Here is a 22424-nt window from a genome sequence, read left to right as displayed (position 1 = left end):
ACTGGGATGACGACGCTATTGGTCATGAGACGTGCGGTCAACCCGCAAACGCGCTCACCAGCGAATCAAAGCCGCGCCCCAGGTGAAGCCGCCGCCCATCGCCTCCAGGAGCACCATGTCGCCCGTCTTGATGCGCCCGTCCCTGACCGCGGCATCGAGGGCGAGAGGGATCGAGGCGGCGGAGGTGTTGGCATGCCGGTCCACGGTCAGCACCACCTTGGACGGGGGCAGGCCGAGCTTCTCGGCGGTGGCGGCGATGATGCGCTGGTTGGCCTGGTGCGGCACGAACCAGTCGATGGCCTCGAAGGGCAGGCCGACATCCTGCAGCGTGTCGTGCAGGATCTGCGGCACCATGCCGACGGCGAGCTTGAACACCTCGCGCCCGTCCATCCTGAGATGGCCGACCTGGCCGGTGGAGGAGGGGCCGCCGTCGACATAGAGCTTCGACTTGTGGCGCCCGTCCGAGCGCAGGCGCGCCGCCAGCACGCCGCGATCCTGGATCGAGCCCTGGCCCATCGTGGCCTCCAGCACCACCGCGCCGGCGCCGTCGCCGAACAGCACGCAGGTCGTGCGGTCGGTCCAGTCGAGGATGCGCGAGAAGGTCTCTGCACCGATCACCAGGGCGCGCTTGGCCGAGCCGGTGCGCAGGAAATTGTCGGCGATGGTGAGGCCGTAGACGAAGCCGGTGCAGACCGCCTGCACGTCGAAGGCGGCCCCGCCGGTGATGCCGAGATTGGCCTGGACGGTGGTGGCCGTCGCCGGGAAGGTGTTGTCGGGCGTCGAGGTCGCCACGACGATGAGATCGATCGCCTCGGCGTCGAAGCCGGCCGAGGTCAGGGCGGCCTGCGCCGCCCGCGTCGCCAGGTCGGAGGTGGTCTCGCCTTCGGCGGCGATATGGCGCGCGCGGATGCCGGTGCGCTGCACGATCCACTCGTCGGACGTGTCGATCGTCCTGGCGAGCTCTTCGTTGCTGACGCAGTTTTCCGGCAGGTACGAGCCGACGCCGCGCACCACGGAACGGAGCGTGGCCATCAGGCGTCGCCTCCGGCGGAGACGGTTTCCACGGCAGCCCGCTGGTCGAGGTCGAGGCTTTCGATGATCTTTCGCATGAGGTCTTGCTTCACCATGTCGTAGGCGAGGTCGATGGCGGCGGCATAGCCCTCGGCGTCCGCCCCGCCGTGGCTCTTGACCACGATGCCGTTGAGGCCGAGGAACACGCCGCCATTGACCTTGCGCGGGTCCAGCTTGTCGCGCAGGGCATCGAACGCGCCTTTGGCGAAGATATAGCCGATCTTGGCCCAAATTGTGCGGGACATCGCCGCTCTGAGATAGCCGGAGATCTGCTTGGCGGTGCCCTCGGCCGTCTTCAGCGCGATATTGCCGGCGAAGCCCTCGGTGACCACCACGTCGACCGTGCCCTTGCCGATGTCGTCGCCCTCGACGAAGCCGTGATAGGTCAGGCCCGGCGGCGGCGCCTCGCGCAGCAGGCGCCCGGCCTCGCGCACCATCTCCAGGCCCTTGACCTCCTCCACGCCGATATTGAGCAGGCCGACGCTCGGCGCCTCGATGTCGAGCACGACGCGCGCCATCGCCGCGCCCATGACAGCCATGTCGACCAGGGCCCGCGCATCGGCGCCGATCGAGGCGCCGAGGTCGAGCACGATCGATTCCCCGCGCAGGGTCGGCCACAGCGCGGCGATGGCCGGCCGCTCGATCCGCGCCATGGTGTGCAGGCAGAAGCGGGCCATCGCCATCAGCGCGCCGGTATTGCCGGCGGAGACGGCGGCATCCGCCTGGCCGCGCTTCACCGCCTCGATGGACAGCCACATCGAGGAGACGCGGCGGCCGTAGCGCAGGGCCTGGCTCGGCTTGTCGTCCATGCGGATGGCGATGTCGGTGTGGTGCAGCGTCGAGACCGCCGCCAGGGTCGGATGCCTGTCCAGCAGCGGGCGCAGCACGGCCTCCTGGCCGTAGATCTCGAAGGCCAGATCCGGGTGGCGTTGCAGCGACAGCGCCGCAGCGGGAAGCACCACGGACGGGCCATGGTCGCCGCCCATGGCGTCGAGCGCGATACGAATCTTGGATGCCATGATCTCGGTTGTGCGCCTCGATGCGGACTGTGCGGCGGGTCTGTTCAGTCCGGCGGGACAATAGCGGCTCGGCCTCGGGAGGCAAGCGTCTTGGCGCCCGCAGCCCCCGGCAACGGCCGCGAATCGGGGCTTGCGGGCCGCGGCGATCGAGGCGATGCGGCCCCCATGGGACGAACGGACCGCCTATCTCCTCGACGTCATCGCCCTCGGCGTCGCGCACCGAGAAGCGGGCTCAGCACTCCACCGCGTTGACGGCGAGGCCTCCCTGCGAGGTCTCCTTGTATTTCGACTGCATGTCGGCGCCGGTGGCGCGCATGGTGGCGACGACCTGGTCGAGGCTGACCTTATGGGTGCCGTCGCCGTGCAGGGCGAGCGAGGCGGCGGCGATGGCCTTGTTGGCGCCGAAGGCGTTGCGCTCGATGCAGGGAATCTGCACCAGGCCGCCGATCGGGTCGCAGGTCATGCCGAGATGGTGCTCCATGCCGATCTCGGCGGCGTTCTCGATCTGCTCGTTGCTGCCGCCGAGCGCTGCGGCGAGGCCCGCCGCGGCCATGGAGGCGGCGACGCCGACCTCGCCCTGGCAGCCGACCTCGGCGCCGGAGATCGAAGCGTTCAGCTTGAACAGCGTGCCGATGGCGGCGGCGGTCAGCAGGAAATCGTCGGCGCCGGCTTCGGACGCGTCGCAGAATTCGCGGTAGTAGCGCAGCACCGCCGGGACGATGCCGGCGGCGCCATTGGTCGGGGCGGTGACGACGCGCCCGCCGGCGGCGTTCTCCTCGTTGACGGCGATGGCAAAGAGGGAGACCCAGTCCATCACCTGGTGGGCGGCGCGCACGTTGCGGCCGCGGTCGGCCTTGAGGCGGTCGTGCAGCGCCTTGGCGCGGCGCTTGACCCTGAGGCCGCCGGGCAGCTCGCCCTCCTGCGCCATGCCTCGGTCGATGGCGGCATCCATGACGGCGCGGATGCGGGCCAGGCGGGCGCGGACCTCCTCCTCAGGCAGGCGCGCCGTCTCGTTCTCCAGGACGATGCCGGCGATGGAGAGGCCCCGGGCCCGGCCGATCGCCAGCAGGTCCGCGCCGCTGCGGAAGGGATGCGGCACCGGCACCGCCGCGGCGGCGACGGCCTCCTCGCCCTCGGCCAGCACGAAGCCGCCGCCGACGGAGAAGTAATATTCCGTCAGCATCGCCTTGCCGTGCTCGTCATAGGCGGTGAAGGAAAGGGTGTTGGGGTGGCCCTTGGCCGGGGTCTTGCGGTCGAAGACCACGTCGCGCGGCCGATCGAAGGCGATGGCGCGGCGGCCGCCGAGCGACAGCATCTTCTCCCCGGCGGCGTCGGCGATGATGGCCGGCACCGCGTCGGGATCGATGGTCTCGGGCTGCTCGCCCGCCAGGCCGAGGATGACGGCCGTATCGGTGGCATGGCCGTGGCCGGTCCAGGCGAGCGAGCCGAACAGCACCGTCTCGATGCGGCTGGCATGATGGAACAGATGCTTGTGGCGCAGGGATTCGACGAAGCGGCCCGCGGCCCGCATCGGCCCCACCGTGTGCGACGAGGACGGGCCGATGCCGATCTTGAAGATGTCGAACACGGAGATCATCGACGCTTCCCCCGCGAGGCCGGGCTCCCGCCGGCGACCCGCCCACCATCCTGCCGGACCTTCGCGACGGACGCCATGCCCGATTTGCGAGGCCTCGCCGGGCGGACGAAATGCCGGCGCAGCCCGCGCCGGGTGTTCCGTCGACCCCGGCGACACCTTGCGCCGCGGTGTGCGAATTGCTACCCCAAAACCGACGCTGGTTTCATTCGATCAGGGGATCCGCCGCCCGGCGCCTCCTGCGGGACCGGCAATACGCCGGGAGCGCTCCCGGTCCGGATGCCCTTGTAGCTCAGCTGGTAGAGCAGCGGTTTTGTAAACCGAAGGTCGCGGGTTCGATCCCTGCCGGGGGCACCATCCTGCTTCGCGCCGCGTGCTTCGCAGCATTGGCACAGCCTGTGTCCTATACCGGGCAAACCGTATGCCGACGGTTGTCGTGGCTTTTGCCAAGCTTTCCGTCCGAACGGAAACTCGGCAGGAAGAGGCCAAGATCATAGCGCCCAAAAGAATCTGGCCGCCTCAGTTTCCCGAGGCGGCTTTCGTATGGGCTTGCAGAGAAACCGGGCGGCCTATTCCCCAGCCATACGGACTTGGTCTCTCAACCGGCAGCGAGAGAAAAGGTTCCGGCTGCTTCTGCACCCGGCTTCACGTTCGGTACCGCTTCGTAATACTCCGAAATGAAACTTGATCGCCGCGCCGCCCGGGCCCGCGGCTGTCCGGTGGCCATCCGTCCGCGGCTCCGCAGACCTGCGCCGGCTGCATTCCTGTCATGCCAAACGATTTCTTACCCGTTCATCTTCTATATAGCTGACCGGTGATAGCGTCTCGTCAGTCCGGGCGAGTTCCAACCGGACGCTGCGTATCGTTGCTCCCATGGCTCCCCCTCCTTCCATCGCCGGCACCGCCGAGGCGCCCGGCTTCCTCGACCTCCTGGACGTGACCACGCCCAGGATCAGCGTCGCCGTTCCCGACACCGTGCTCAGGGGAATCGGCCTCATCGTCCTGTCGACCGTGTTCTTCTCCGCGGGCGACGTCGTCGCCAAGTTCGCCACCGCCACGCTGCCGGCGGTCGAGGTGACGTGGATGCGCTATGTCGTGTTCGCCATGCTGGTCGTGCCCGCCGCCTTCCTGGCGCACGGACGCCGCGCGCTGGCCACGGCCCGTCCCAGCCTGCAGGCGCTGCGCGCCCTGGCCGTGGTCGGCTCGTCCGTGCTGTTCATGGAGGGCGTGCAGCATCTGCAGGTGGCCGAGGCCACGGCGATCAACTTCCTGTCGCCGATCTTCATCACGGCGCTGTCGATCCCCTTCCTCGGCGAGAAGGTCGGCCTGCACCGCTGGGCGGCGGCGGGCCTCGGCTTCCTCGGCGTGATGCTGGTGGTGCGGCCGGGGTCGGACGCCTTCCAGATGGCGGCGCTATATCCGGTGGCTTCGGCCATGGTCTGGTCGGTGGCGGCGATCACCACGCGGATGATGAGCAGCGAGCGGCCGGAGCTGACACTGGCCTGGTCGGCGCTGATCGGCCTGGTGGCGCTGTCGCTGCTGGTGCCGTTCGTCTGGCGCACGCCCAACCTGCACGAAATCGGCTTCGGCATCCTCACCGGCGTGTTCTCGACCATGGGCCATTGGCTGCTGGTGCGGGGCTACAGGCTGGCGCCGGCCTCGGTGCTCGCGCCCTTCTCCTATGTCCAGCTCCTGTTCGCCGGCCTGCTCGGCTTCGCCGCCTTCGGCATCATCCCGGGCATCTGGACCGTCGCCGGTGGCCTGGTGATCGCGGCGAGCGGCCTCTATACCGCCCATCGCGAGCGGGTCCGCGCGGTGCGCACCGGCGGCGCCGCCGCGGCCCACGCCTGAGACAGGCCGGCGCCGGTCATCCGGCGCGGGCCGCCAGCGTCGACTCCGGCCCGTTCGCCGGGCGCGCGCCATGGGTGGCGGGGCTGCTCGTCGCCGCGGCACGCCGGGCATAGCGCTGGGCCAGCGTGGCGCAGGCGAAGAGCTGGGCCTGATGGAACAGCATCAGCGGCAGGACGATCAGGCCGAGCGGCTGGCCGGCGAACAGGATGTTGGCCATCGGGATGCCGCTCGCCATGCTCTTCTTCGAGCCGCAGAACACGATGGCGATCTCGTCCTCCCGCGAGAAGCCGAGCCGCCGGCTGGCCGCGGTGGTGATGATCAGCACCAGCCCCAGCATCACGACATCGAGCACCAGCACGGTGGCGAGCTCGCCGAGGCCGAGGCTTGCCCAGACGCCGGCGACCATGCCCTCGCTGAAGGCGGCATAGACCACCAGCAGGATCGAGCCGCGGTCGACGAAGGCGGTCAGGGCGCGGTGGCGCGTCAGCCAGGGGCCGATCCAGCGCTGCGCCAGCTGGCCGGCGGCGAAGGGGGCCAGGATCTGCAGCGCGATGTCGACGAGCGCCTGGCCGCTGAAGCCGGCGCCGTGGGTGCTCAGCAGCAGGGCCACCAGGGCCGGCGTCATCACCATGCCGATCAGGTTCGACAGCGAGGCGCTGCACAGCGCTGCCGGCACGTTGCCGCGGGCGATCGAGGTGAAGGCGATCGAGGACTGCACGGTCGAGGGCAGCACGCAGACGAACATCAGGCCGAGGGCGAGGTCGGCCGACAGGAAGGGCCGCAGCGCCGTGGTCAGCGCCAGGCCGACAAGCGGGAACAGCACGAAGGTGCTGGCGAAGACCAGGGCCTGCAGGCGCCAATGGGCCAGGCCCTCGATCACGGCGCGGCTGGAGAGCCGCGCGCCATAGAGGAAGAACAGCAGGGCGACCGCTGCGGTGACGGCATGGTCGACCGCCACCGCCGCCACGCCGCGGGCGGGGAGGGCGGCGGCGAGGCCGACGGTCGCGATAAGCGCGATGAGATAGGGATCGATGCCGAGGCGTGACAGCAGGCTGCGAAAGGGCATGGCCGGCTCCTGGATGCGAGGGACGCCCCTTGCTATGCCTCCCGCCTTCATGAGTAAATCATCATGAACAGATATCAGTCATCATGGATCGTGATGAGACATGCGCATCCTCGACATCCTCAATCCCGTGCTGCTGCAGAGCTTCGTCGCCGTCAGCGAGACGCGCAGCTTCACCGCGGCGGCCCGGCGGCTCGGGCTGCAGCAATCGGCCGTCAGCCAGCACATCGCCCGGCTGGAGCAGCGGGTCGGCCGGCGGCTTTTCGCGCGCGACACGCATTCGGTGACGCTGACGCCGGACGGCGACGCCGTCCTGCCTTTCGTGCGCCAGGCCTTGGAGGCGGGGCTGCGGATCGAGCGCTATCTCGAAGGCTCGGATCTCAGGGGCCGCATCCGCTTCGGCGCCTCGGAGGATTTCGTCTCGACCGCCTTGCCGGAGATCCTCGCCGATTTCACGGCGCGGCACAGCGCGGTGGACCTCGAGCTGACCGTCGGCCTCAGCGGCAACCTCTATGAGGCCTATGATGCCGGCGAGCTCGACCTGGTCTTCGCCAAGCGGCGCGAGGGCGACCGTCGCGGCGAGACGGCCTGGGAGGAGGCGATCGGCTGGATCGGCCGGCCCGGCTTCGAGGTCGCCGCGGCCGAGCCGCTGCCGCTGCTGCTCTATCCCCCGCCGAGCATCACGCGCGCGGTCGCCATCGAGGCGCTAGAGCGGGCGGGGCGGCGCTGGCGCATCGCCTGCACCTCGGCCAGCCTGAGCGGCCTGCGCGCCGCCGCCCTGGCGGGCCTGGGCGTGACGCCGCATTCCGTCCGCCTGATCCCGCCGGGACTGGCGGAAGTCTCGGGCGACCTGCCGGCGCTGGGGCGGATCCAGTTCGTGGTGCTCGGCGCCGACGCGCACGGCAAGGCGGTCAAGGCCCTGGCCGCGACGCTGCTCGCCAATGCCGACCGGATCACCGCGGGCAGGGGCCTGCCGCGCCGGCCGAGACCGGCGGATGATCTTTGATCAGATCCCTCCGATCAAAGATCAGGCGATGCGCCGTCATGGAACGGAGTCCGAGCCGCAGGGCGCCAGGAGAGAGGCCGACCAGCCGTTACGGCAGCAGGTCCGCGACCGATCCGGCGGGACAAGTCTGTTCGCTTGCAACACGTCCATATGTCGACTATCTTCGACATATGGACTCGGACCAGGCCATCCTCGCCTTTGCGGCGCTCGCCCAGACCACCCGCCTCGAGGTGTTTCGGCTGCTGATGAAGCACGAGCCCGAGGGGCTGCCCGCCGGCGAGATCGCGCGGCACATGGACGTGCCGCACAACACGATGTCGACGCATCTGGCGATCCTCACCCGCGCCGGACTGATCGTGGCGGAGCGGCGGAGCCGGTCGATCATCTATCGGGCACGGCTGGACGCCGTCCGCTCGATCGCCGGATTTCTCGTCAGGGATTGTTGTGGCGGCAGGCCGGAACTTTGCGCCCCGCTGATCGCCGACCTTTCTCCTTGCTGCTCACCACCAGAGATCGACGCCGAGGAGGCAGCCCATGACTGATCGCATCTACAACGTCCTGTTCCTCTGCACTGGGAATTCGGCTCGGTCGATCCTGGCCGAGAGCATTCTCACCAAGGAAGGCGCCGGCCGATTCCGCGCCTTCTCGGCCGGCAGCCAGCCGAAGGGGGCCGTCAATCCCTTCGCACTGAAGGTGCTGCGGAGCTTCGACTATCCGGCCGAGGGCTTCCGGTCGAAGAGCTGGGACGAGTTCGCCAGGCCCGACGCACCTGTCATGGATTTCGTCTTCACCGTCTGTGATACCGCCGCCGGCGAGGCGTGCCCGGTCTGGCCGGGCCAGCCGATGACGGCCCATTGGGGCATCGAGGACCCCGCCGTGGTCGAAGGGGTGGATATCCAGAAGGAAGCCGCGTTCGTCACGGCCTTCCGCTACCTGCGGAACCGGATCTCCGTCTTCGTGGCGCTGCCGGCCGAGGGCCTCGACAAGGCCACGCTCGGCACCAGGCTGCGCGAGATCGGACGAATCGAAGGCTCGACGACCCCTCGGCCGAGCGCAGCGTGAGGCCGATCATGGACGTCGTCATCTATCACAATCCCGACTGTGGAACGTCGCGCAACACGCTGGCGATGATCCGCAACGCCGGCATCGAGCCGCATGTCATCGAGTACCTGAAGACACCGCCGACGCGGATCATGCTCGAGCAGCTCATCGCGCGCATGGGCATCCCGGTCCGCGCGCTGCTGCGCGAGAAGGGCACGCCTTACGCCGAGCTGGGCCTCGGCGATCCCGAGCTGACCGACGACCAGCTTCTCGACGCGATGATGGCGCATCCGATCCTGATCAACCGACCGATCGTCGTCACATCAAGAGGCGTCGGGCTCTGCCGACCATCCGAGGCGGTGCTCGACCTGCTGCCTCCGCAGCGCGGGGCGTTCGTCAAGGAAGACGGCGAGCGCGTGGTGGACGAACACGGCCGCCGCGTGGCGACGGCATGAGGGGGGCGATGTCGACTTTTGAACGCTATCTCACCCTCTGGGTCGCCCTCTGCATCGCGGCCGGGGTCGGGCTCGGCCATCTCATGCCCGGCTTGTTCCATGTCATCGGCTCCGCCGAGATCGCCAAGGTCAACCTGCTGGTCGCGGCGCTGATCTGGCTGATGATCGTGCCGATGCTGGTCAAGATCGACTTTGCCGCGCTCGGCCGGGTCAAGGAGCACTGGCGCGGCATCGGCGTGACGCTCTTCGTCAATTGGGCGGTGAAGCCGTTCTCCATGGCGGCGCTCGGCTGGCTCTTCATCGGGCATCTCTTCCGGTCCAGCCTACCGGCCGACCAGATCGACAGCTACATTGCCGGCCTCATCATCCTCGCGGCTGCGCCCTGCACGGCGATGGTCTTCGTCTGGTCGAACCTGACGAGAGGGGAGCCGCATTTCACGCTCTCGCAGGTCGCGCTCAACGACACCATCATGGTGTTCGCGTTCGCGCCGATCGTCGGCCTGCTGCTCGGCCTCTCCGCCATCATCGTGCCGTGGGACACGCTCGTTCTTTCCGTCGCGCTCTATATCCTCGTGCCGGTGGTCGCTGCGCAGCTTCTGCGGCGCCGGCTGCTGGCGACCGGTGGCGAATGGGCGCTGACGCGTTGCCTTGATCGGCTCCAGCCGATGTCGCTGGTCGCCCTGCTCGCGACGCTCGTCCTGCTCTTCGGCTTTCAGGGCGGGCAGATCCTGGCCCAGCCGCTCGTCATCGCGCTGCTCGCCGTGCCGATCCTGATCCAGGTCTATTTCAACTCGGGGCTGGCCTATCTGCTCAACCGTCTCACCGGCGAGCAGCATTGCGTGGCCGGCCCATCGGCGCTGATCGGCGCCTCCAACTTCTTCGAGCTCGCGGTTGCCGCCGCGATCAGTCTCTTCGGCTTTCAGTCGGGTGCCGCCCTCGCCACCGTCGTCGGCGTCCTGATCGAGGTGCCGGTCATGCTCTCCGTCGTGTGGATCGTGAACCGCTCGAAGGGCTGGTACGAGAACGGACATGCACCGGCGCGGCTCGCCGAAGACAGCAGGGACAATCGCTAATTTCGGGGATCGTAGAAATAGCAATTGACCTGCCGGCCCTCGCTGGCATAGCTTATTTCCATGATCATCGAAAAAGCGGCGAAACAGCTCGAGGCGCTCGGCAACGCGACCCGGCTTCAGGTCTATCGGACCCTCGTCCGGGCTGGCGATGGCGGGCTTCCCGTCGGCCGCCTGCAGGAGAAGCTCGGCATTCCCGCCTCGACCCTGTCCCATCATCTCCAGCGGCTGATCGTGACGGGATTGGTGACCCAGGAGCGGCAGGCCACGACGTTGATCTGCCGCGCCAACTATCCCGCGATGACCAGCCTCGTTGGCTTCCTGGTGGATGAGTGCTGCGCCGATGCCGGCTGCGCCCCGCATGAGGTGGAGACCGCCGGCTGACGGTCTCTCATTTGCCTACTATTTCCATAATGCCGGAAGGACCGAATATGTCATCGCAAGCCATGGAATCCCTGCCGGTCGCCGTCATAGGTGGCGGCCCCGTCGGTCTCGCGGCTGCCGCGCATCTCGTCTCGCGGGACCTGCCGGTGAAGCTGTACGAAGCCGGGCCGGCTGTCGGCGCCAATATGCGCGGCTGGGGCCACGTCCGCGTCTTCACGCCATGGCGCTTCTGCATGGATGCGGTTGCCGTCGCCTTGCTCGAACGGCGGGGGTGGACCGCGCCGGCGGCCGATGCGTTCCCGACCGGAGACGAGATCGTCCGCGACTATCTCGAACCGCTCGCCGGGACTCCCGAGCTCGCCGACAGGGTTGAACTCGGCGCTCGTGTCACGGCAATCTCGCGCTTCGGGCTCGACAAGGTCGCCGGCCGCGGGCGTGAGGAGCGGCCCTTCGTTCTGACGGTGGAGACCGATGCGGGAAGCCGCCGCGATCTCGCCCGCGCCGTCATCGACGCTTCCGGCACCTGGGCAACGCCGAACCCGCTCGGTGCGAGCGGCCTTCCGGCGGATGGCGAAGCGGCGTTCGCCGATCGGATCGCCTATGGCATCCCCGACGCACTCGGCAGGCATCGTGGCATCTATGCGGGGCGCACCACTCTGGTGGTCGGCGCCGGCCACTCCGCCGCCAACGCTCTGCGCGATCTCGCGCGGCTCGCCGAGGTCGCGTCCGGCACGAAAGCGATCTGGGCAACGCGCGGAACCAATCTGGCGCGCATCTATGGCGGCGGTGATGCCGATCAGTTGCCGGCGCGCGGCGAACTCGGCGCAGAGACACGAGATCTGGTCGAGAGCGGCCGTGTCGCGCTCATGGCCGGCGTTTCGATCCTCGGTATCCGGGAGGTGAGTGGCCGCCTCCTCGTGGACGGAGAGACGGATCGGGGGCCGTACACGATCGGGCCGGTCGATCGCATCATCGGCGCGACGGGCCAGCGTCCCGATCTGTCGTTGACGCGCGAGCTGCGGCTCGACCTCGATCCATGGCTGGAGAGCACAAAGGCTTTGGGACCGCTGATCGATCCCAACGAGCATTCCTGCGGCTCCGTCCCGCCGCACGGACACCGCGAGCTCGCCCATCTCGAGCCAGGCTTCTACACCGTCGGCATCAAGAGCTACGGCCGCGCGCCGACCTTCCTTCTCCTGACCGGCTATGAGCAGGTCCGCTCCGTGGTTGCAGCGCTCGCCGGCGACGTCGCGTCGGCCGACAACGTCCAGCTTGCTCTCCCGGAGACCGGGGTTTGCACCACGACGTTCTCGGTGCAAGGCAGCGGCGCTGCCGGATGCTGCGGCGGTCCAGCCCCGGAGCGGGTCGAGGCCTGCTGCGGGTCCGATGCGGTCGCAAGGGATCGGGCAAAGAGCGGATGTGGTTGCGGAGCCGCCGCGTGAGCCTCGGCGCCACGACCCAACGGGCCCCTATGGCGGATCTACCGCGCCTCCGATCGGCAATCCCCGTGCTCGGCGTCAGCCAGATCCTCGCCTGGGGCTCGTCGTACTATCTGCTGGCCGTGCTCGCGCAGCCCATTGCGAGCGACACGGGCTGGCCGTTGGCCTGGATCGTCGGCGGCCTTTCGTTTGGCCTGCTGGTGGCGGGCATGGTCTCGCCGCAAGTTGGCGACCGCATACAGCGCCTCGGCGGCCGGCCGGTGCTCGCGACGAGCGCGATTTTCCTCGCCCTCGGCCTGATCGGGCTCGCTTTCTCGCCCAACGTGCTGGTCTACGTCCTCGCGTGGTTGGTGCTCGGTGTCGGCATGGGGGCCGGCCTCTATGATGCGGCCTTCGCGACGCTCGGCCGAATTTACGGCCAGCGCGCCCGTGCGGCGATCACGAGCCTGACCTTGTTCGGAGGCTTCGCAAGCACGGTTTGCTGGCCTCTGTCGGCCATGCTCGTTTCGCAGTTCGGCTGGCGGAATGCCTGTCTGATCTACGCAGCCATTCACCTGCTCGTCCTGCTGCCGCTCTATGTCTTCGCCTTGCCGAAGGAGCAGAAGCAGAACGCCGGCCAGAGCAAGCACGCAGCCGGCGAAGGTGCGGTCGGCGGCGCGGTGCCGGCGGACTCGAGGCTGCTGTTCGCTCTCATCGCACTCGTGATCGCCATCAGCTCGATGATCTCGACGCTGCTGTCGGTCCACATGCTGACCATCCTTCAGGCTCGCGACATCGCCCTCGGCGCAGCCGTCGCGCTTGGCGCCATCGTTGGCCCCTCTCAGGTCGGCGCCCGAACCATCGAGATGGCGATCAGTCGCTTCCACCATCCGATCTGGACCAAGTTCGCCTCGACGGTGCTCGTCGCGGCGGGCGTCGGCCTTCTCTGGATCGGTGTCCCGATCGTGGCGGCTGCGCTGATTCTCTACGGAGCGGGGATCGGCATCGAGTCGATCGCCCGAGGCACGCTGCCGCTGGCGGTCTTTGGCGAGCACCGCTACGCGGCGATCATGGGCCGCATCGCGATGCCGAGCCTGATCATGCAGGCCGCGTCGCCGTCGATCGGCGCGATGCTGATCGAGAAGCTGGGTGCGGAGGGCACGCTTGCTCTCCTCTTCGTCGTGGCGCTTGTCAATGTCGCGCTGGTAACGGCTTTGATCGGGATGGTGCAGAAGAAAAGAACGACGTGAGTCTGCCGTGGCGGTGCGGTGTTGACCGCCGGCACGCATCGGGCATGCCGTCCCGAAGAGCGCTTCGTGGCGAAGGAAACATCCGCGATCGCAAGCCCGCGGTCGGGAGAATGGACCTGGCGGGTTCCAGCCTCGCTCGGCTAAGGCCCCGGGTGCAGGAACTGGTGGATCGCCGCCACCACCACCGAGCCTTCGCCGACGCCGGAGGCGACGCGCTTGACCGAGCCGGAGCGCACGTCGCCGACGGCGAACACGCCGGGCCTGGTGGTGGCAAAGGGGGAGGCGAGGGCCATGCCGGCGGCATCCTGGCCGGTGCGCACGAAGCCGTTGGCGTCGAGGTCGAGGCAGCCGGCCAGCCAGTCGGTGTTGGGCTGGGCGCCGATCATGACGAAGACGTTGCCGCAGCGGCGCGTCCGGTTCTCGCCGCTCGGCCGGCTGGTCCAGGTGACCTCGCGCAGCGTGCGGTCGCCGGTGAGCGTGGTGATCTCGCTGCGCGCATGCAGGGTGATCTTCGGCGAGCTGGCGATGCGCTGGACCAGATAATCCGACATGGTGGCGGCGAGACCCTCGGCCCGGACCAGGATGTGGACATGGGCGACGCTGCGCGACAGGAACATGGCGGCCTGGCCGGCGGAATTGCCGCCCCCGACCACGACCACCTCCTCGCCGCTGCACAGCGCCGCCTCCATGGCGGTCGCGGCATAATGGATGCCCTGGCCTTCGAAGCGGTCATAGTCCGGCACGTCGAGCTTGCGGTAGCGCGCGCCGGTGGCGACCACGATCGCACGGGCTTGCACCACCTGGCCGTCGTCGAGGACGAGGCGATAGGGCGCCTCGTCGCAGGCGAGGCGCACGGCATGGCGCGAGATCGCCAGCCGCGCCCCGAACTTCTGCGCCTGGATCTGGGCCCGCCCGGCCAGGGCCTGGCCGGAAATGCCGGTGGGAAAGCCGAGATAGTTCTCGATCTTGGAGCTGGTCCCGGCCTGCCCGCCCGGCGCCACGCCCTCGATGACGATGGTGGCGAGGCCTTCGGACGCGGCATAGACCGCGGCGGCCAGGCCCGCCGGTCCGGCGCCGACCACGGCGACGTCGTGGACCTTGTCGGGATCGAGCCGCTCCGTCAGGCCGAGATCGTCAGCGAGCGCCTCGGTCGAGGGGTTGAGCAGCACCTGCTCGTCCTGGCCGATCACCACGGGCAATTGCTCGGGCGCGATCTCGAAGCAGGCGAGAAAGCTCCCGGCGCCGGGGTCGGTGTCGCTGTCGAGCAGGCGGAAGGGGTAGCCGTTGCGCACCAGGAAGCGCTGCAGGCGCAGCGTGTCGGCGCCGTGGGCCGGGCCGACCAGCACGACGCCGCCATGCGCCTGGCGGATCAGCCCGACCCGTCGCAGGATGAAGGCGCGCATGATGACCTCGCCGATATCCGGCTCGGCCGTGACCAGGCGGCGGAAATCGGCGCGATGGATGCGCACGATGCGGCTGTCGGCGCCGGTGCGGCCCGAGACCAGGATGCGGCGGTCGTTGAAATGGTCGAGCTCGCCGGTGAACTGGCGCTCGGAATGAACGGCGAAGACCTGGTCGCGGCCGTGAATGTCGTGGTCGAAGACCTCGATCGAACCTTCGAGCACGAAAAAGAAATCGACGCTGCGCTGGCCGCGCTCGAACAGCAGCGTGCCGGCCGGGATGCGCTCCTCGGCGCCGTAGGCCGCGATGCGGCGCGCCATCTCCGCGCCGAGGCGCGGGAAGGTCTGTGCCTCCCGCCCGGTATAGGGGTCGGTGAGATCGATGTCGCTGCCCGTCGCCATGGACGAAGTCTAGGAGGCAATCGGCGACGCCGCAATGAAGGTCTGCCGGCCTGTCGGCGGTCGTCTCTCAGCCCGAAGGTCGTGCGACGGCCCGTGGAACCGCCATCTCCATGACATGGTCCGTCTGTGCGTCGTCGCCGAGCATGAAGGTTTCCGATCCGGAGACGCGAAAGCCGACCTTCTCATAGAAGGCCATGGCCCGATGATTGCGGACCCAAACCGTGAGCCAGAGCCGATCTCCGCCATGCCGGCGGCATTCCTCGAAAATGCGGTCCATGAGCCGCGCGGCGAGCCCACGACCCTTCCACGGCGCATCCACGTACAGGCGCTTGAGCTCGATATCGGCGTTGCGTGCGACGAGATGCGCGTAACCGGCCAAGCCGGAGGTTCTGTCATCCAGGGCCAGGATCACTGTCGCCGCGGCATCGGCAATCTCGGCCGTCTGCACCGCCGGACTGAAAGCCTTGGCAAGATATGCCTCCATGTCGCGCGGCTTGCTTTCCGGACCAAACGTCTCCTGAAAGCTGCGCGCCGCAAAGCCGGAGAGTGCTCTTGCGTCATCGGTCGTCGCCCTGCGCAGAACGATGCGACTGCAGTCCGCAGGATTTGTCACGGATGTCCCCCAGCGTTCATCTGGGGCATCAGCATACATGAACGACCAACTTTCGACGTTGCCGCCGGCTGCCGACGCGTTGACCATGCCCGCCCGGGCACCTACTTTTCCGGCGACGGTCGGTGTGGCCGGTGGAGATCGCCATGGCCTTCGAATGCCCGCATGCCGAGGACATCCGCGACGTCACGCCGAGCGCGCGCGGCTGCGAGGAGTGTCTCAAGAGCGGCAGCGTCTGGCTGCACCTGCGGATCTGCCGCACCTGCGGCCATGTCGGCTGCTGCGACGACTCGCCCAACCGCCATGCCACGGCGCATTTCCGGGCGACCCGCCACCCGATCATCGAGGGCTACGACCCGCCCGAGGGCTGGGGCTGGTGCTATGTCGACGAGGTGTTCGTCGACCTCGATGGCCGCACCACGCCGCAGCTCGGGCCGATCCCGCGCTATTATTGATGCCGCCCATGACAGCCTCCGGGATGCAGATCGCCTTCGACAACAGCTATGCCCGCCTGCCCGGCGCCTTCCATGCCCGCGTCGCGCCGACGCCGGTGGCCACGCCGCGGCTGGTGAAGCTCAACCTCGGTCTCGCGCGCGAGCTCGGGCTCGATCCGGACTGGCTCGCCTCGCCCGAGGGCGTGGAGATGCTGGCGGGCAAGCGGGTGCCCGAGGGCGCCGAGCCGATCGCCGCCGCCTATGCCGGGCACCAGTTCGGCGTGTTCGTGCCGCAGCTCGGCGACGGCCGGGCGATCCTGCTCGGCGAGGTGGTCGACCGCGCCGGCCGGCGGCGCGACATCCAGCTCAAGGGCTCCGGCCCGACGCCGTTCTCGCGGCGCGGCGACGGGCGGGCGGCGCTCGGGCCGGTCTTGCGCGAATATATCGTCAGCGAGGCGATGGCGGCGCTCGGCATCCCGACCACGCGGGCGCTCGCCGCCGCGACCACGGGCGAATGGGTCCGGCGCGAGACGGCGCTGCCGGGCGCGGTGCTGACGCGCGTGGCCGCCAGCCATATCCGGGTTGGCACCTTCCAGTTCTTCGCCGCCCGCGGCGACACGGACTCGCTGCGCCGCCTCGCCGACCATGTGATCGAGCGGCACTATCCCGAGGCGGCGGCGGCCGAGCGGCCCGTGCTCGCCCTCTTCGAAGCGGTGATGGCCCGGCAGGCCGCGCTGGTGGTGCGCTGGATGCTGGTCGGCTTCATCCACGGCGTGATGAACACCGACAACATGTCGATCGCCGGCGAGACCATCGACTACGGGCCCTGCGCCTTCATGGACGCCTACGACCCCGCCACGGTGTTCAGCTCGATCGACGAGCGGGGCCGCTACGCCTATGCCAACCAGCCCGGCATCGCCCAGTGGAACCTGGCGCGCCTGGCCGAATGCCTGCTGCCGCTGATCGACGAGAACCAGGACACGGCGGTCGCCCTGGCCGAGGCGGCGCTCGGCCGCTTCGGCGAGGCGTTCAACCCAGCCTACCTCGCCGGGCTGCGCGCCAAGCTCGGCCTGACGACGGAGGTCGAGGGCGACCTCGCTTTGGCGCGCGACCTCTTCGAGCGCATGACCGCCGGCAAGGCGGACTTCACCCTGACCTTCCGGCGGCTCTGCGACGCGGCCGCCGGTCCGGACGGCGACGGGCCGGTGCGCGTCCTGTTCGCCGACCCCGCGGCCTACGACGCCTGGGCGCAGCGCTGGCGCGCCCGCCTCGCCGCCGAGGGGGGCGACGCCGCCGCCAGGCGCTCGGCGATGCGGGCGGTCAACCCCGCCTTCATCCCGCGCAACCACCGGGTCGAGGCCGTGATCGAAGCCGCGGTGGAGCGGGCGGATTTCGGCCCGTTCGAGGAGCTGGTGCAGGTGCTGTCGGCGCCCTGCGAGGACCAGCCGGCCTTTGCCGCCTATGCCGAGCCGCCGGCGCCGGACGAGCGGGTCTACCGCACCTTCTGCGGCACCTGAGGCGGGCCCGGCGCCGTCACGCCGGTCCGTCTATCGGGCAGGGCACGTCGCAGGCGGGCTCCAGACGCGGGACGGCAGGGTCAGGACGGCGGCGAGGAGGAGGAAGACGCCGGCCGCGCTCTGCCAGAGGCCGGCAACCCTGGCGAGGACGTCGCCGAGGGAGGTTCCGGCGGCCAGGATCGCAATCACGGCGAGCCGGTATGGGGCCGGCGCGGCCGGTAGGCGGGTCGCCTTCAGGCCGATCAGCAGCGCCACCGCTCCGGAGAGCAGGAGCGAGGCGCCGCCGAGGCCGAGGTGGAACGACAGGAGATCGCCGATCGCCGTTCCGAGCGAACCGGCCACGAGCATCGTGGCCCAGGAGAGGCCGTCGATCGGCACGGCGTCCTTGCCGGCGCAGGTGGCTCGGTTCCGGATCGGACGGCTGCCGAGATAGCGGCGTGCCCCGGCGAGCCCGAGCAGCAGGGCGGCCATGATCGGAACGGTCGCCGGGACGCCGACCTGCCGGCCGGCGAAATCGGCGAGGTTCGTGGCGGCGGTGCGCGCGACGATGACCAGCAGCCAGTAATAGGCCTCGGTGCGGTGCTCGCCGTCCTGCTCGAGGGCCAGGAGCACGGCGAAGGCCGCGATCAGGAGGGGCAGGCTGTCGAGGACGCCGAAGGCGGACACGACGAGGTCGCCGGCGTTGCAGCCCACGAGGCTCGCCAGGGACAGGGCGATCCAGTATCGCGGACCGCCGGCGGGACGGTGCTCCGGCCTCAAGGTTCCGAACGGCAGCGGCGGCGCCTGCGCCGCATCGGGCTCGGCGTCCGCCGCCGGCGTCCCGGTCGCTTCGAGACCGGCAGGCAGGGCATTCTCGTCCGCAACCGAGGCCATCGTGTCGCTCCGCGTCAGATCCGGTGCCGCCCCTGCGGGGGCGGGCTCACAATGGGCGGGCGATGTTTCCCGGATATGTCCGCTCCGAGAAGTTTCGTGAGCGGCCGGCCGAGGGGTGGCCCCGGCCATGCCCGCGCTGCCGCATCACCTGCGGGGCGCGATGGACGCCGTGGCGCAAGCTCGCCAGGCCGCAAGCAGGCTCGGGAGCACTGGCTCAGCGCACGTCGGCCGCCGCCAGCCTCCCGGCGGCCACCAGATCCCGGAACAGGGCGATCGTCTCGGCGACGCCGGCCTCCAGCGGCCATTTGCGATAGTCGCCGATCGCGGCGGCGAGCGGCGCGTCGGCGAGCTCGGCCGGAAAGGGGAAGGGGGCGCCGCGGCTGCCGACGGCGGCGGCCGGCGCATGGCCGCGGATCATCCCCGTCACGTCCTCGATGGTGGAGGCGACGCCGTTGAGGTCGAACACGCCGGCCCCGGTGCGATCCTCGGCCACGGCCTGCACGAAGGCTGCGGCAGCCTCGCGCACATAGAGGAAGGGGAAGGGGCCGGTGAAGGGGATGTCGTAGGCCGAGCCGGTGACGGCGGCCAGCATGGCGACGGTCGGCGCCGCGCTCATGCCCTGGTCGCGGCCCGGGCCGTAGACCACGCCGGGGCGGATGCCGATGCTGGGGACCTGCCAGTCCTGCCAGTAGACCTTGGCCATCGCCTCGCAGCAGGCCTTGTGGGCGCCGTAGAGCGTGGCGAGCCAGGGGCTGTCCTCGCCCATGCCCTGCACCGCGATGGAGCTGGCATAGGCCAGGCGCCGGATGCCGAGATGGCGGGCGGTCTCCAGGACATTGACGGTGCCGAGCACGTTGACCTTGGCGCCGGCCACCGGATCGGCCTTGCAGAACGGCACCTGCAGCGCCGCCAGGTGGATGATGGCGGTGACCCCGTGCCGGGCCGCGACCTCGCGCAGGCGCTCGCCGTCGGCGATGTCGCCGAGCTCCCAGGCGATGCGGGCGACATCCGCCTCCGGCATGGCGAGGCCGGCCCGACGCTTGTTGTCGCTGAGATCGAAGCCGACCACCCCGGCGCCCGCCGCCAGCAGGTCCTTCATCACCCAGGCGGCGATGCAGCCGCCGGCCCCCGTCACCAGCACCACGTCCTCGGCCATCGCCGTCTCCTCCCGTTCGGCCCCGCGAGCCGCCAAGCCCTGCTTGGCCCGGACCATAGCGGCAGGCGATGGCGGCCGGAAGCCGGCGCCTCAGCTCGCCGGGCGGCGCTCGAGGATGGCGCGGACATGCCGGAGATCGTCGAGGAAGGCGGCATAGGCTGCGTGCCTGGCATCCTCGTCCGGCAGGCGCAGGAGATAGGAGGGATGCACGGTTATGAAGCCGGGCCGGCCCTCCAAGCGGGCTTCGCCGCGGCAGCGGGCGATCGGCAGGGCCTTGCCGGCGAGGGCGAGCACCGCCGTCGCGCCGAGCGCCACCACCAGGCGAGGGTGCACGAAATCGAGCTCGCGCATCAGCCACCAGCGATAGTGCCGCACCTCGCCGGCCGTCGGCTTCTGGTGGATGCGGCGCTTGCCGCGCTGCTCGAACTTGAAATGCTTCACCGCATTGGTGACATAGGCCTCGGTGCGGTCGATGCCGGCCTCGGCCATGGCGCGGTCGAGCAGCTGGCCGGCCGGGCCGACGAAGGGCCGGCCCTGCAGGTCTTCCTGGTCGCCGGGCTGCTCGCCGACGAAGGCGAGCGCCGCGCCGACCGGGCCCTCGCCCAGCACCGCCCGAGTCGCCCCCGGCACCAGCGGCTCCGAGGCGGCGATGATACGGTTGAGCTCGGCCAGAGATTTCGGCGCCTGGTCCGGCAGCGCCGCGACGGCCTTGTCGGGATTGCGCTTGAGCGGCATGGCAGCCTCCTTCTCCAACATCGCCGTAACGCGCGAGGGCGCGGTTCGGATCAGGTGCGGGATCGCCTGCGTCTCCGGCAGGTTGCGCCAGTATTTCTTCGGCATCTCCGAGCGCATCATCGTCGGATTGAGGCGGGCCGGGTTGAAGGTGGCCTCGTAATAGGCGCGCCAGGCCGTCTCGACGCTGTCGTCCGGCATGGCGGCGCCGCGCGTGCCGGGCGGGCCGAAGTCCAGCGCCGCGCCGTCCCAGTGCAGGGAGCCGACGGGCGTCAGGATCGACCAGGCGAAGCCCGGGAACCGGTCCGCGAAGAAATCGGCCACGGCCTCGAGGATGAAATGCTCCGGCTCGAACCAGGCGACGAAGCGCTCGCCGCTTTCGGCCGTAACCCGGCGGAAGCGCAGGAAGGCATGCATCTTGTGGATGTCGCGCCGGATGGCCTGCTGCATCCCGGCGAGGCGGTGGACGAGCGGATCGCTCCGTGCCTCCAGCACTGTCCGTTCGCCGTGGAGCACGCGCCAGATCAGGCGATGGAGCAGGGCGTAGCGCTCGGGATCGCGGTGGCAGACCACGGCTTCGACCGCGGCGCCCACGACGCGGGGCAGGGCGAGGGGAGGCGCCGGGCCGGCTTCCCCGCCGTCGACGAAGTCGGCGGCGTCGGTGCCGACGAAGTCGGCGCTCCCGGCGCCGAAGAGATCGCCGTCCTCCCCGCTGCGCCAGATCACGTCCTCGGGCGCGGCGCCGGCGGCGACGAGCCGGCGTATCGCCCGGCGGAAGCCCGCGAGGTCCGCGCCGTCGGCCAGATGCACGAGGGCCATCAGAACAGGCTCAGCTGGCGGGCCGGCTGCAGCAGCCGCCGGCGCAGGTCGAGGCGATCGGTCAGCCGCACCGGCCGATGGTCGGCGGCGATCAGGAAGGGCAGCAGGCGCTTCAGGCCGCTGGTCAGCCGGCCGATGTCGTCGAGCCGCAGCGTGCGGTGGCGGCGGGTGCGCAGGATGCTCTCCACCGCCCGGGTGCCGAGGCCCGGCACCCGCAGCAGCATCTCCTTGTCCGCGCGGTTGACGTCGACGGGGAAACGGTCGCGGTGTTTGAGGGCCCAGGCGAGCTTGGGATCGATCTCGAGGTCGAGCATGCCGCCTTCACCGCCGGCGGCGATCTCCTCGACGGTGAAGCCGTAGCAGCGCAACAGCCAGTCGGCCTGGTAGAGCCGGTTCTCGCGCTGCAGCGGCGGCGGCTTCACCGGCAGCGCCCGGCTCGCCTCGGGGATCGGGCTGAAGGCGGAATAATAGACCCGCTTCAGGGCATAGGCCCGGTACAGCGTCGCGCTCGCGCCCAGCACGGCCGCGTCGGTGGCGTCGTCGGCGCCGACGATCATCTGGGTGCTCTGGCCGGCCGGCGCGAAATGGCGCTTCTCCTCCTGTGCCTGCGCGATGCGTTCGTGCATCTGGCCCATCGCCGCCCGGATCGAGCCGCCGTTCTTCTCCGGCGCCAGCCGTTCCAGGCTGCGCTCGGCCGCCAGCTCCAGGTTGATCGACAGCCGGTCGGCCCACAGGCCCGCCTGCTCGATCAGCCAGGGGCTGGCCTCCGGAATGGCCTTCAAATGAATGTAGCCGGCAAAATTCTCCTCGTGGCGCAACCGGCGAGCGACCAGCATCATCTGCTCCATCGTATGGTCGGCCGAGCGGACGATGCCCGAGGAGAGGAACAGGCCTTCGATGCAGTTGCGCTTGTAGAAGGCGACGGTGAGCTTCACCACCTCCTCGACGGTGAAACGGGCGCGCCGGACGTTGGACGAGCGTCGATTGATGCAATAGGCGCAGTCGTAGAGGCAGTAATTGGTCATCAGGATCTTCAGGAGCGAGATGCAGCGCCCGTCCGGCGTGTAGGCGTGGCAGATCGCGCCGCCGGTGGTCGAGCCCAGGCCGTTTGCGCCGGCCACCCGCTTCGGCGCACCGGAGGAGGCGCAGGAGGCGTCGTATTTCGCGGCATCCGCCAGGATGCGCAGCCTGGCGACGAAGGTCTGGTCCATGGCCGCTCCATGATTTGTTCATGATATGTTCTAGTGCGAAGCAGCGAC

21 protein-coding genes and 1 tRNA gene are annotated in these 22424 nt (G+C 69.6%); 12 read left to right on the top strand and 10 right to left on the bottom strand.

The features are described 5' to 3' along the window. Positions 1–54: 54 nt before the first annotated feature. The 3 genes from QO011_RS22760 to QO011_RS22750 form a co-directional block, all read right to left on the bottom strand. A complete protein-coding gene (locus tag QO011_RS22760) occupies positions 55–1032 on the bottom strand; it encodes a beta-ketoacyl-ACP synthase III (RefSeq protein WP_307276899.1) in 978 nt (325 codons plus the stop codon). Then, positions 1032–2090 (bottom strand): phosphate acyltransferase PlsX, encoded by a 1059-nt coding sequence (gene plsX / locus QO011_RS22755; RefSeq protein WP_307276897.1) that lies wholly within the window; start codon positions 2088–2090, stop codon positions 1032–1034. The genes QO011_RS22760 and plsX overlap by 1 nt, the downstream gene beginning before the upstream one ends. A 232-nt stretch (positions 2091–2322) precedes the next feature. Further along, the gene (locus QO011_RS22750) at positions 2323–3687 is read right to left on the bottom strand and encodes an L-serine ammonia-lyase (RefSeq protein ID WP_307276895.1); all 1365 of its coding nucleotides are present in this window, start codon (positions 3685–3687) and stop codon (positions 2323–2325) included. A gap of 278 nt (positions 3688–3965) precedes the next feature. Here QO011_RS22750 and QO011_RS22745 point away from each other — a divergent pair. Then, positions 3966–4041 (top strand) — tRNA-Thr (locus QO011_RS22745). 516 nt (positions 4042–4557) lie between these two features. Beyond that, on the top strand, positions 4558–5535 hold the full coding sequence (locus tag QO011_RS22740; RefSeq protein ID WP_307276892.1) for a DMT family transporter: 978 nt from the start codon (positions 4558–4560) through the stop codon (positions 5533–5535). 16 nt (positions 5536–5551) lie between these two features. On the opposite strand, the gene QO011_RS22735 is transcribed toward QO011_RS22740, so the two are convergent. Next, positions 5552–6601 carry a bile acid:sodium symporter family protein gene (locus QO011_RS22735; RefSeq protein WP_307276889.1) on the bottom strand — a complete coding sequence of 350 codons (1050 nt, stop codon included), beginning with the start codon at positions 6599–6601 and terminating at the stop codon, positions 5552–5554. A 100-nt stretch (positions 6602–6701) separates the two neighbouring features. Between QO011_RS22735 and QO011_RS22730 the strand changes: the two genes are divergently transcribed. The 8 genes from QO011_RS22730 (at position 6702) to QO011_RS22695 (ending at position 13222) form a co-directional block, all read left to right on the top strand. Continuing rightward, entirely contained in the window at positions 6702–7604 is a 903-nt protein-coding gene (locus tag QO011_RS22730) for a LysR substrate-binding domain-containing protein (protein ID WP_307276885.1), read from the top strand. Positions 7605–7774: 170 nt separating this feature from the next. Then, on the top strand, positions 7775–8146 hold the full coding sequence (locus QO011_RS22725; RefSeq protein WP_307276882.1) for an ArsR/SmtB family transcription factor: 372 nt from the start codon (positions 7775–7777) through the stop codon (positions 8144–8146). Further along, positions 8139–8666 carry an arsenate reductase ArsC gene (locus QO011_RS22720; RefSeq protein ID WP_307276879.1) on the top strand — a complete coding sequence of 176 codons (528 nt, stop codon included), beginning with the start codon at positions 8139–8141 and terminating at the stop codon, positions 8664–8666. Before QO011_RS22725 ends, QO011_RS22720 begins: the two co-directional genes overlap by 8 nt. Positions 8667–8674: 8 nt before the next feature. Continuing rightward, positions 8675–9100, top strand: a complete 426-nt coding sequence (gene arsC, locus QO011_RS22715) for an arsenate reductase (glutaredoxin) (RefSeq protein WP_307276876.1) — start codon at positions 8675–8677, stop codon at positions 9098–9100. A gap of 8 nt (positions 9101–9108) precedes the next feature. Further along, a complete protein-coding gene (arsB, locus tag QO011_RS22710; RefSeq protein WP_307276873.1) occupies positions 9109–10173 on the top strand; it encodes an ACR3 family arsenite efflux transporter in 1065 nt (354 codons plus the stop codon). 60 nt (positions 10174–10233) lie between these two features. Then, a complete protein-coding gene (locus QO011_RS22705) occupies positions 10234–10554 on the top strand; it encodes an ArsR/SmtB family transcription factor (RefSeq protein ID WP_307276870.1) in 321 nt (106 codons plus the stop codon). A 47-nt stretch (positions 10555–10601) separates the two neighbouring features. Further along, a complete protein-coding gene (locus tag QO011_RS22700) occupies positions 10602–11996 on the top strand; it encodes an NAD(P)-binding protein (RefSeq protein WP_307276867.1) in 1395 nt (464 codons plus the stop codon). Between the two features lie 29 nt (positions 11997–12025). Then, the gene (locus QO011_RS22695) at positions 12026–13222 is read left to right on the top strand and encodes an MFS transporter (RefSeq protein ID WP_307277380.1); all 1197 of its coding nucleotides are present in this window, start codon (positions 12026–12028) and stop codon (positions 13220–13222) included. 140 nt (positions 13223–13362) lie between these two features. Here QO011_RS22695 and QO011_RS22690 read toward each other — a convergent pair whose 3' ends face one another. After that, complete coding sequence (locus tag QO011_RS22690; RefSeq protein ID WP_307276865.1) at positions 13363–15024, bottom strand: FAD-dependent oxidoreductase; 1662 nt, start codon at positions 15022–15024, stop codon at positions 13363–13365. A 67-nt stretch (positions 15025–15091) separates the two neighbouring features. Beyond that, entirely contained in the window at positions 15092–15724 is a 633-nt protein-coding gene (locus QO011_RS22685; protein WP_307276862.1) for a GNAT family N-acetyltransferase, read from the bottom strand. A 56-nt stretch (positions 15725–15780) separates the two neighbouring features. Between QO011_RS22685 and QO011_RS22680 the strand changes: the two genes are divergently transcribed. After that, positions 15781–16089 carry a UBP-type zinc finger domain-containing protein gene (locus tag QO011_RS22680; RefSeq protein WP_307276859.1) on the top strand — a complete coding sequence of 103 codons (309 nt, stop codon included), beginning with the start codon at positions 15781–15783 and terminating at the stop codon, positions 16087–16089. Positions 16090–16097: 8 nt separating this feature from the next. Then, a complete protein-coding gene (locus QO011_RS22675) occupies positions 16098–17585 on the top strand; it encodes a protein adenylyltransferase SelO (protein WP_307276857.1) in 1488 nt (495 codons plus the stop codon). Between the two features lie 30 nt (positions 17586–17615). On the opposite strand, the gene QO011_RS22670 is transcribed toward QO011_RS22675, so the two are convergent. The 4 genes from QO011_RS22670 to QO011_RS22655 form a co-directional block, all read right to left on the bottom strand. Beyond that, the gene (locus QO011_RS22670; protein WP_307276854.1) at positions 17616–18458 is read right to left on the bottom strand and encodes a hypothetical protein; all 843 of its coding nucleotides are present in this window, start codon (positions 18456–18458) and stop codon (positions 17616–17618) included. Positions 18459–18672: 214 nt separating this feature from the next. After that, positions 18673–19614: an NAD-dependent epimerase/dehydratase family protein gene (locus QO011_RS22665; RefSeq protein ID WP_307276851.1), complete on the bottom strand. Its 942-nt coding sequence runs from the start codon at positions 19612–19614 to the stop codon at positions 18673–18675. A gap of 90 nt (positions 19615–19704) precedes the next feature. Beyond that, complete coding sequence (locus QO011_RS22660) at positions 19705–21165, bottom strand: UdgX family uracil-DNA binding protein (protein WP_307276847.1); 1461 nt, start codon at positions 21163–21165, stop codon at positions 19705–19707. Then, on the bottom strand, positions 21165–22376 hold the full coding sequence (locus QO011_RS22655; protein WP_307276844.1) for a putative DNA modification/repair radical SAM protein: 1212 nt from the start codon (positions 22374–22376) through the stop codon (positions 21165–21167). Before QO011_RS22655 ends, QO011_RS22660 begins: the two co-directional genes overlap by 1 nt. Between the last annotated feature and the right edge of the window lie 48 nt (positions 22377–22424).

Source organism: Labrys wisconsinensis (genome assembly GCF_030814995.1).
In the GTDB taxonomy this organism is placed as follows: domain Bacteria; phylum Pseudomonadota; class Alphaproteobacteria; order Rhizobiales; family Labraceae; genus Labrys; species Labrys wisconsinensis.
Note: the sequence above shows the minus strand (reverse complement) of the source record. Positions and strands in the feature narration are given on the sequence as shown.

Excerpts from the sequence above, each read along its gene's own strand:
- QO011_RS22735 (WP_307276889.1), bottom strand. The coding sequence starts at position 6,601 with ATGCCCTTTCGCAGCCTGCTGTCACGCCTCGGCATCGATCCCTATCTC.
- QO011_RS22720 (WP_307276879.1), top strand. The coding sequence starts at position 8,139 with ATGACTGATCGCATCTACAACGTCCTGTTCCTCTGCACTGGGAATTCG.
- QO011_RS22750 (WP_307276895.1), bottom strand. The coding sequence starts at position 3,687 with ATGATCTCCGTGTTCGACATCTTCAAGATCGGCATCGGCCCGTCCTCG.
- QO011_RS22655 (WP_307276844.1), bottom strand. The coding sequence starts at position 22,376 with ATGGACCAGACCTTCGTCGCCAGGCTGCGCATCCTGGCGGATGCCGCG.
- QO011_RS22670 (WP_307276854.1), bottom strand. The coding sequence starts at position 18,458 with ATGGCCTCGGTTGCGGACGAGAATGCCCTGCCTGCCGGTCTCGAAGCG.
- QO011_RS22690 (WP_307276865.1), bottom strand. The coding sequence starts at position 15,024 with ATGGCGACGGGCAGCGACATCGATCTCACCGACCCCTATACCGGGCGG.
- plsX (WP_307276897.1), bottom strand. The coding sequence starts at position 2,090 with ATGGCATCCAAGATTCGTATCGCGCTCGACGCCATGGGCGGCGACCAT.
- arsC (WP_307276876.1), top strand. The coding sequence starts at position 8,675 with ATGGACGTCGTCATCTATCACAATCCCGACTGTGGAACGTCGCGCAAC.
- QO011_RS22700 (WP_307276867.1), top strand. The coding sequence starts at position 10,602 with ATGTCATCGCAAGCCATGGAATCCCTGCCGGTCGCCGTCATAGGTGGC.
- QO011_RS22705 (WP_307276870.1), top strand. The coding sequence starts at position 10,234 with ATGATCATCGAAAAAGCGGCGAAACAGCTCGAGGCGCTCGGCAACGCG.
- QO011_RS22665 (WP_307276851.1), bottom strand. The coding sequence starts at position 19,614 with ATGGCCGAGGACGTGGTGCTGGTGACGGGGGCCGGCGGCTGCATCGCC.
- QO011_RS22680 (WP_307276859.1), top strand. The coding sequence starts at position 15,781 with ATGGCCTTCGAATGCCCGCATGCCGAGGACATCCGCGACGTCACGCCG.
- QO011_RS22725 (WP_307276882.1), top strand. The coding sequence starts at position 7,775 with ATGGACTCGGACCAGGCCATCCTCGCCTTTGCGGCGCTCGCCCAGACC.
- QO011_RS22740 (WP_307276892.1), top strand. The coding sequence starts at position 4,558 with ATGGCTCCCCCTCCTTCCATCGCCGGCACCGCCGAGGCGCCCGGCTTC.
- QO011_RS22685 (WP_307276862.1), bottom strand. The coding sequence starts at position 15,724 with ATGGTCAACGCGTCGGCAGCCGGCGGCAACGTCGAAAGTTGGTCGTTC.
- QO011_RS22675 (WP_307276857.1), top strand. The coding sequence starts at position 16,098 with ATGACAGCCTCCGGGATGCAGATCGCCTTCGACAACAGCTATGCCCGC.
- QO011_RS22660 (WP_307276847.1), bottom strand. The coding sequence starts at position 21,165 with ATGGCCCTCGTGCATCTGGCCGACGGCGCGGACCTCGCGGGCTTCCGC.
- arsB (WP_307276873.1), top strand. The coding sequence starts at position 9,109 with ATGTCGACTTTTGAACGCTATCTCACCCTCTGGGTCGCCCTCTGCATC.
- QO011_RS22695 (WP_307277380.1), top strand. The coding sequence starts at position 12,026 with ATGGCGGATCTACCGCGCCTCCGATCGGCAATCCCCGTGCTCGGCGTC.
- QO011_RS22760 (WP_307276899.1), bottom strand. The coding sequence starts at position 1,032 with ATGGCCACGCTCCGTTCCGTGGTGCGCGGCGTCGGCTCGTACCTGCCG.
- QO011_RS22730 (WP_307276885.1), top strand. The coding sequence starts at position 6,702 with ATGCGCATCCTCGACATCCTCAATCCCGTGCTGCTGCAGAGCTTCGTC.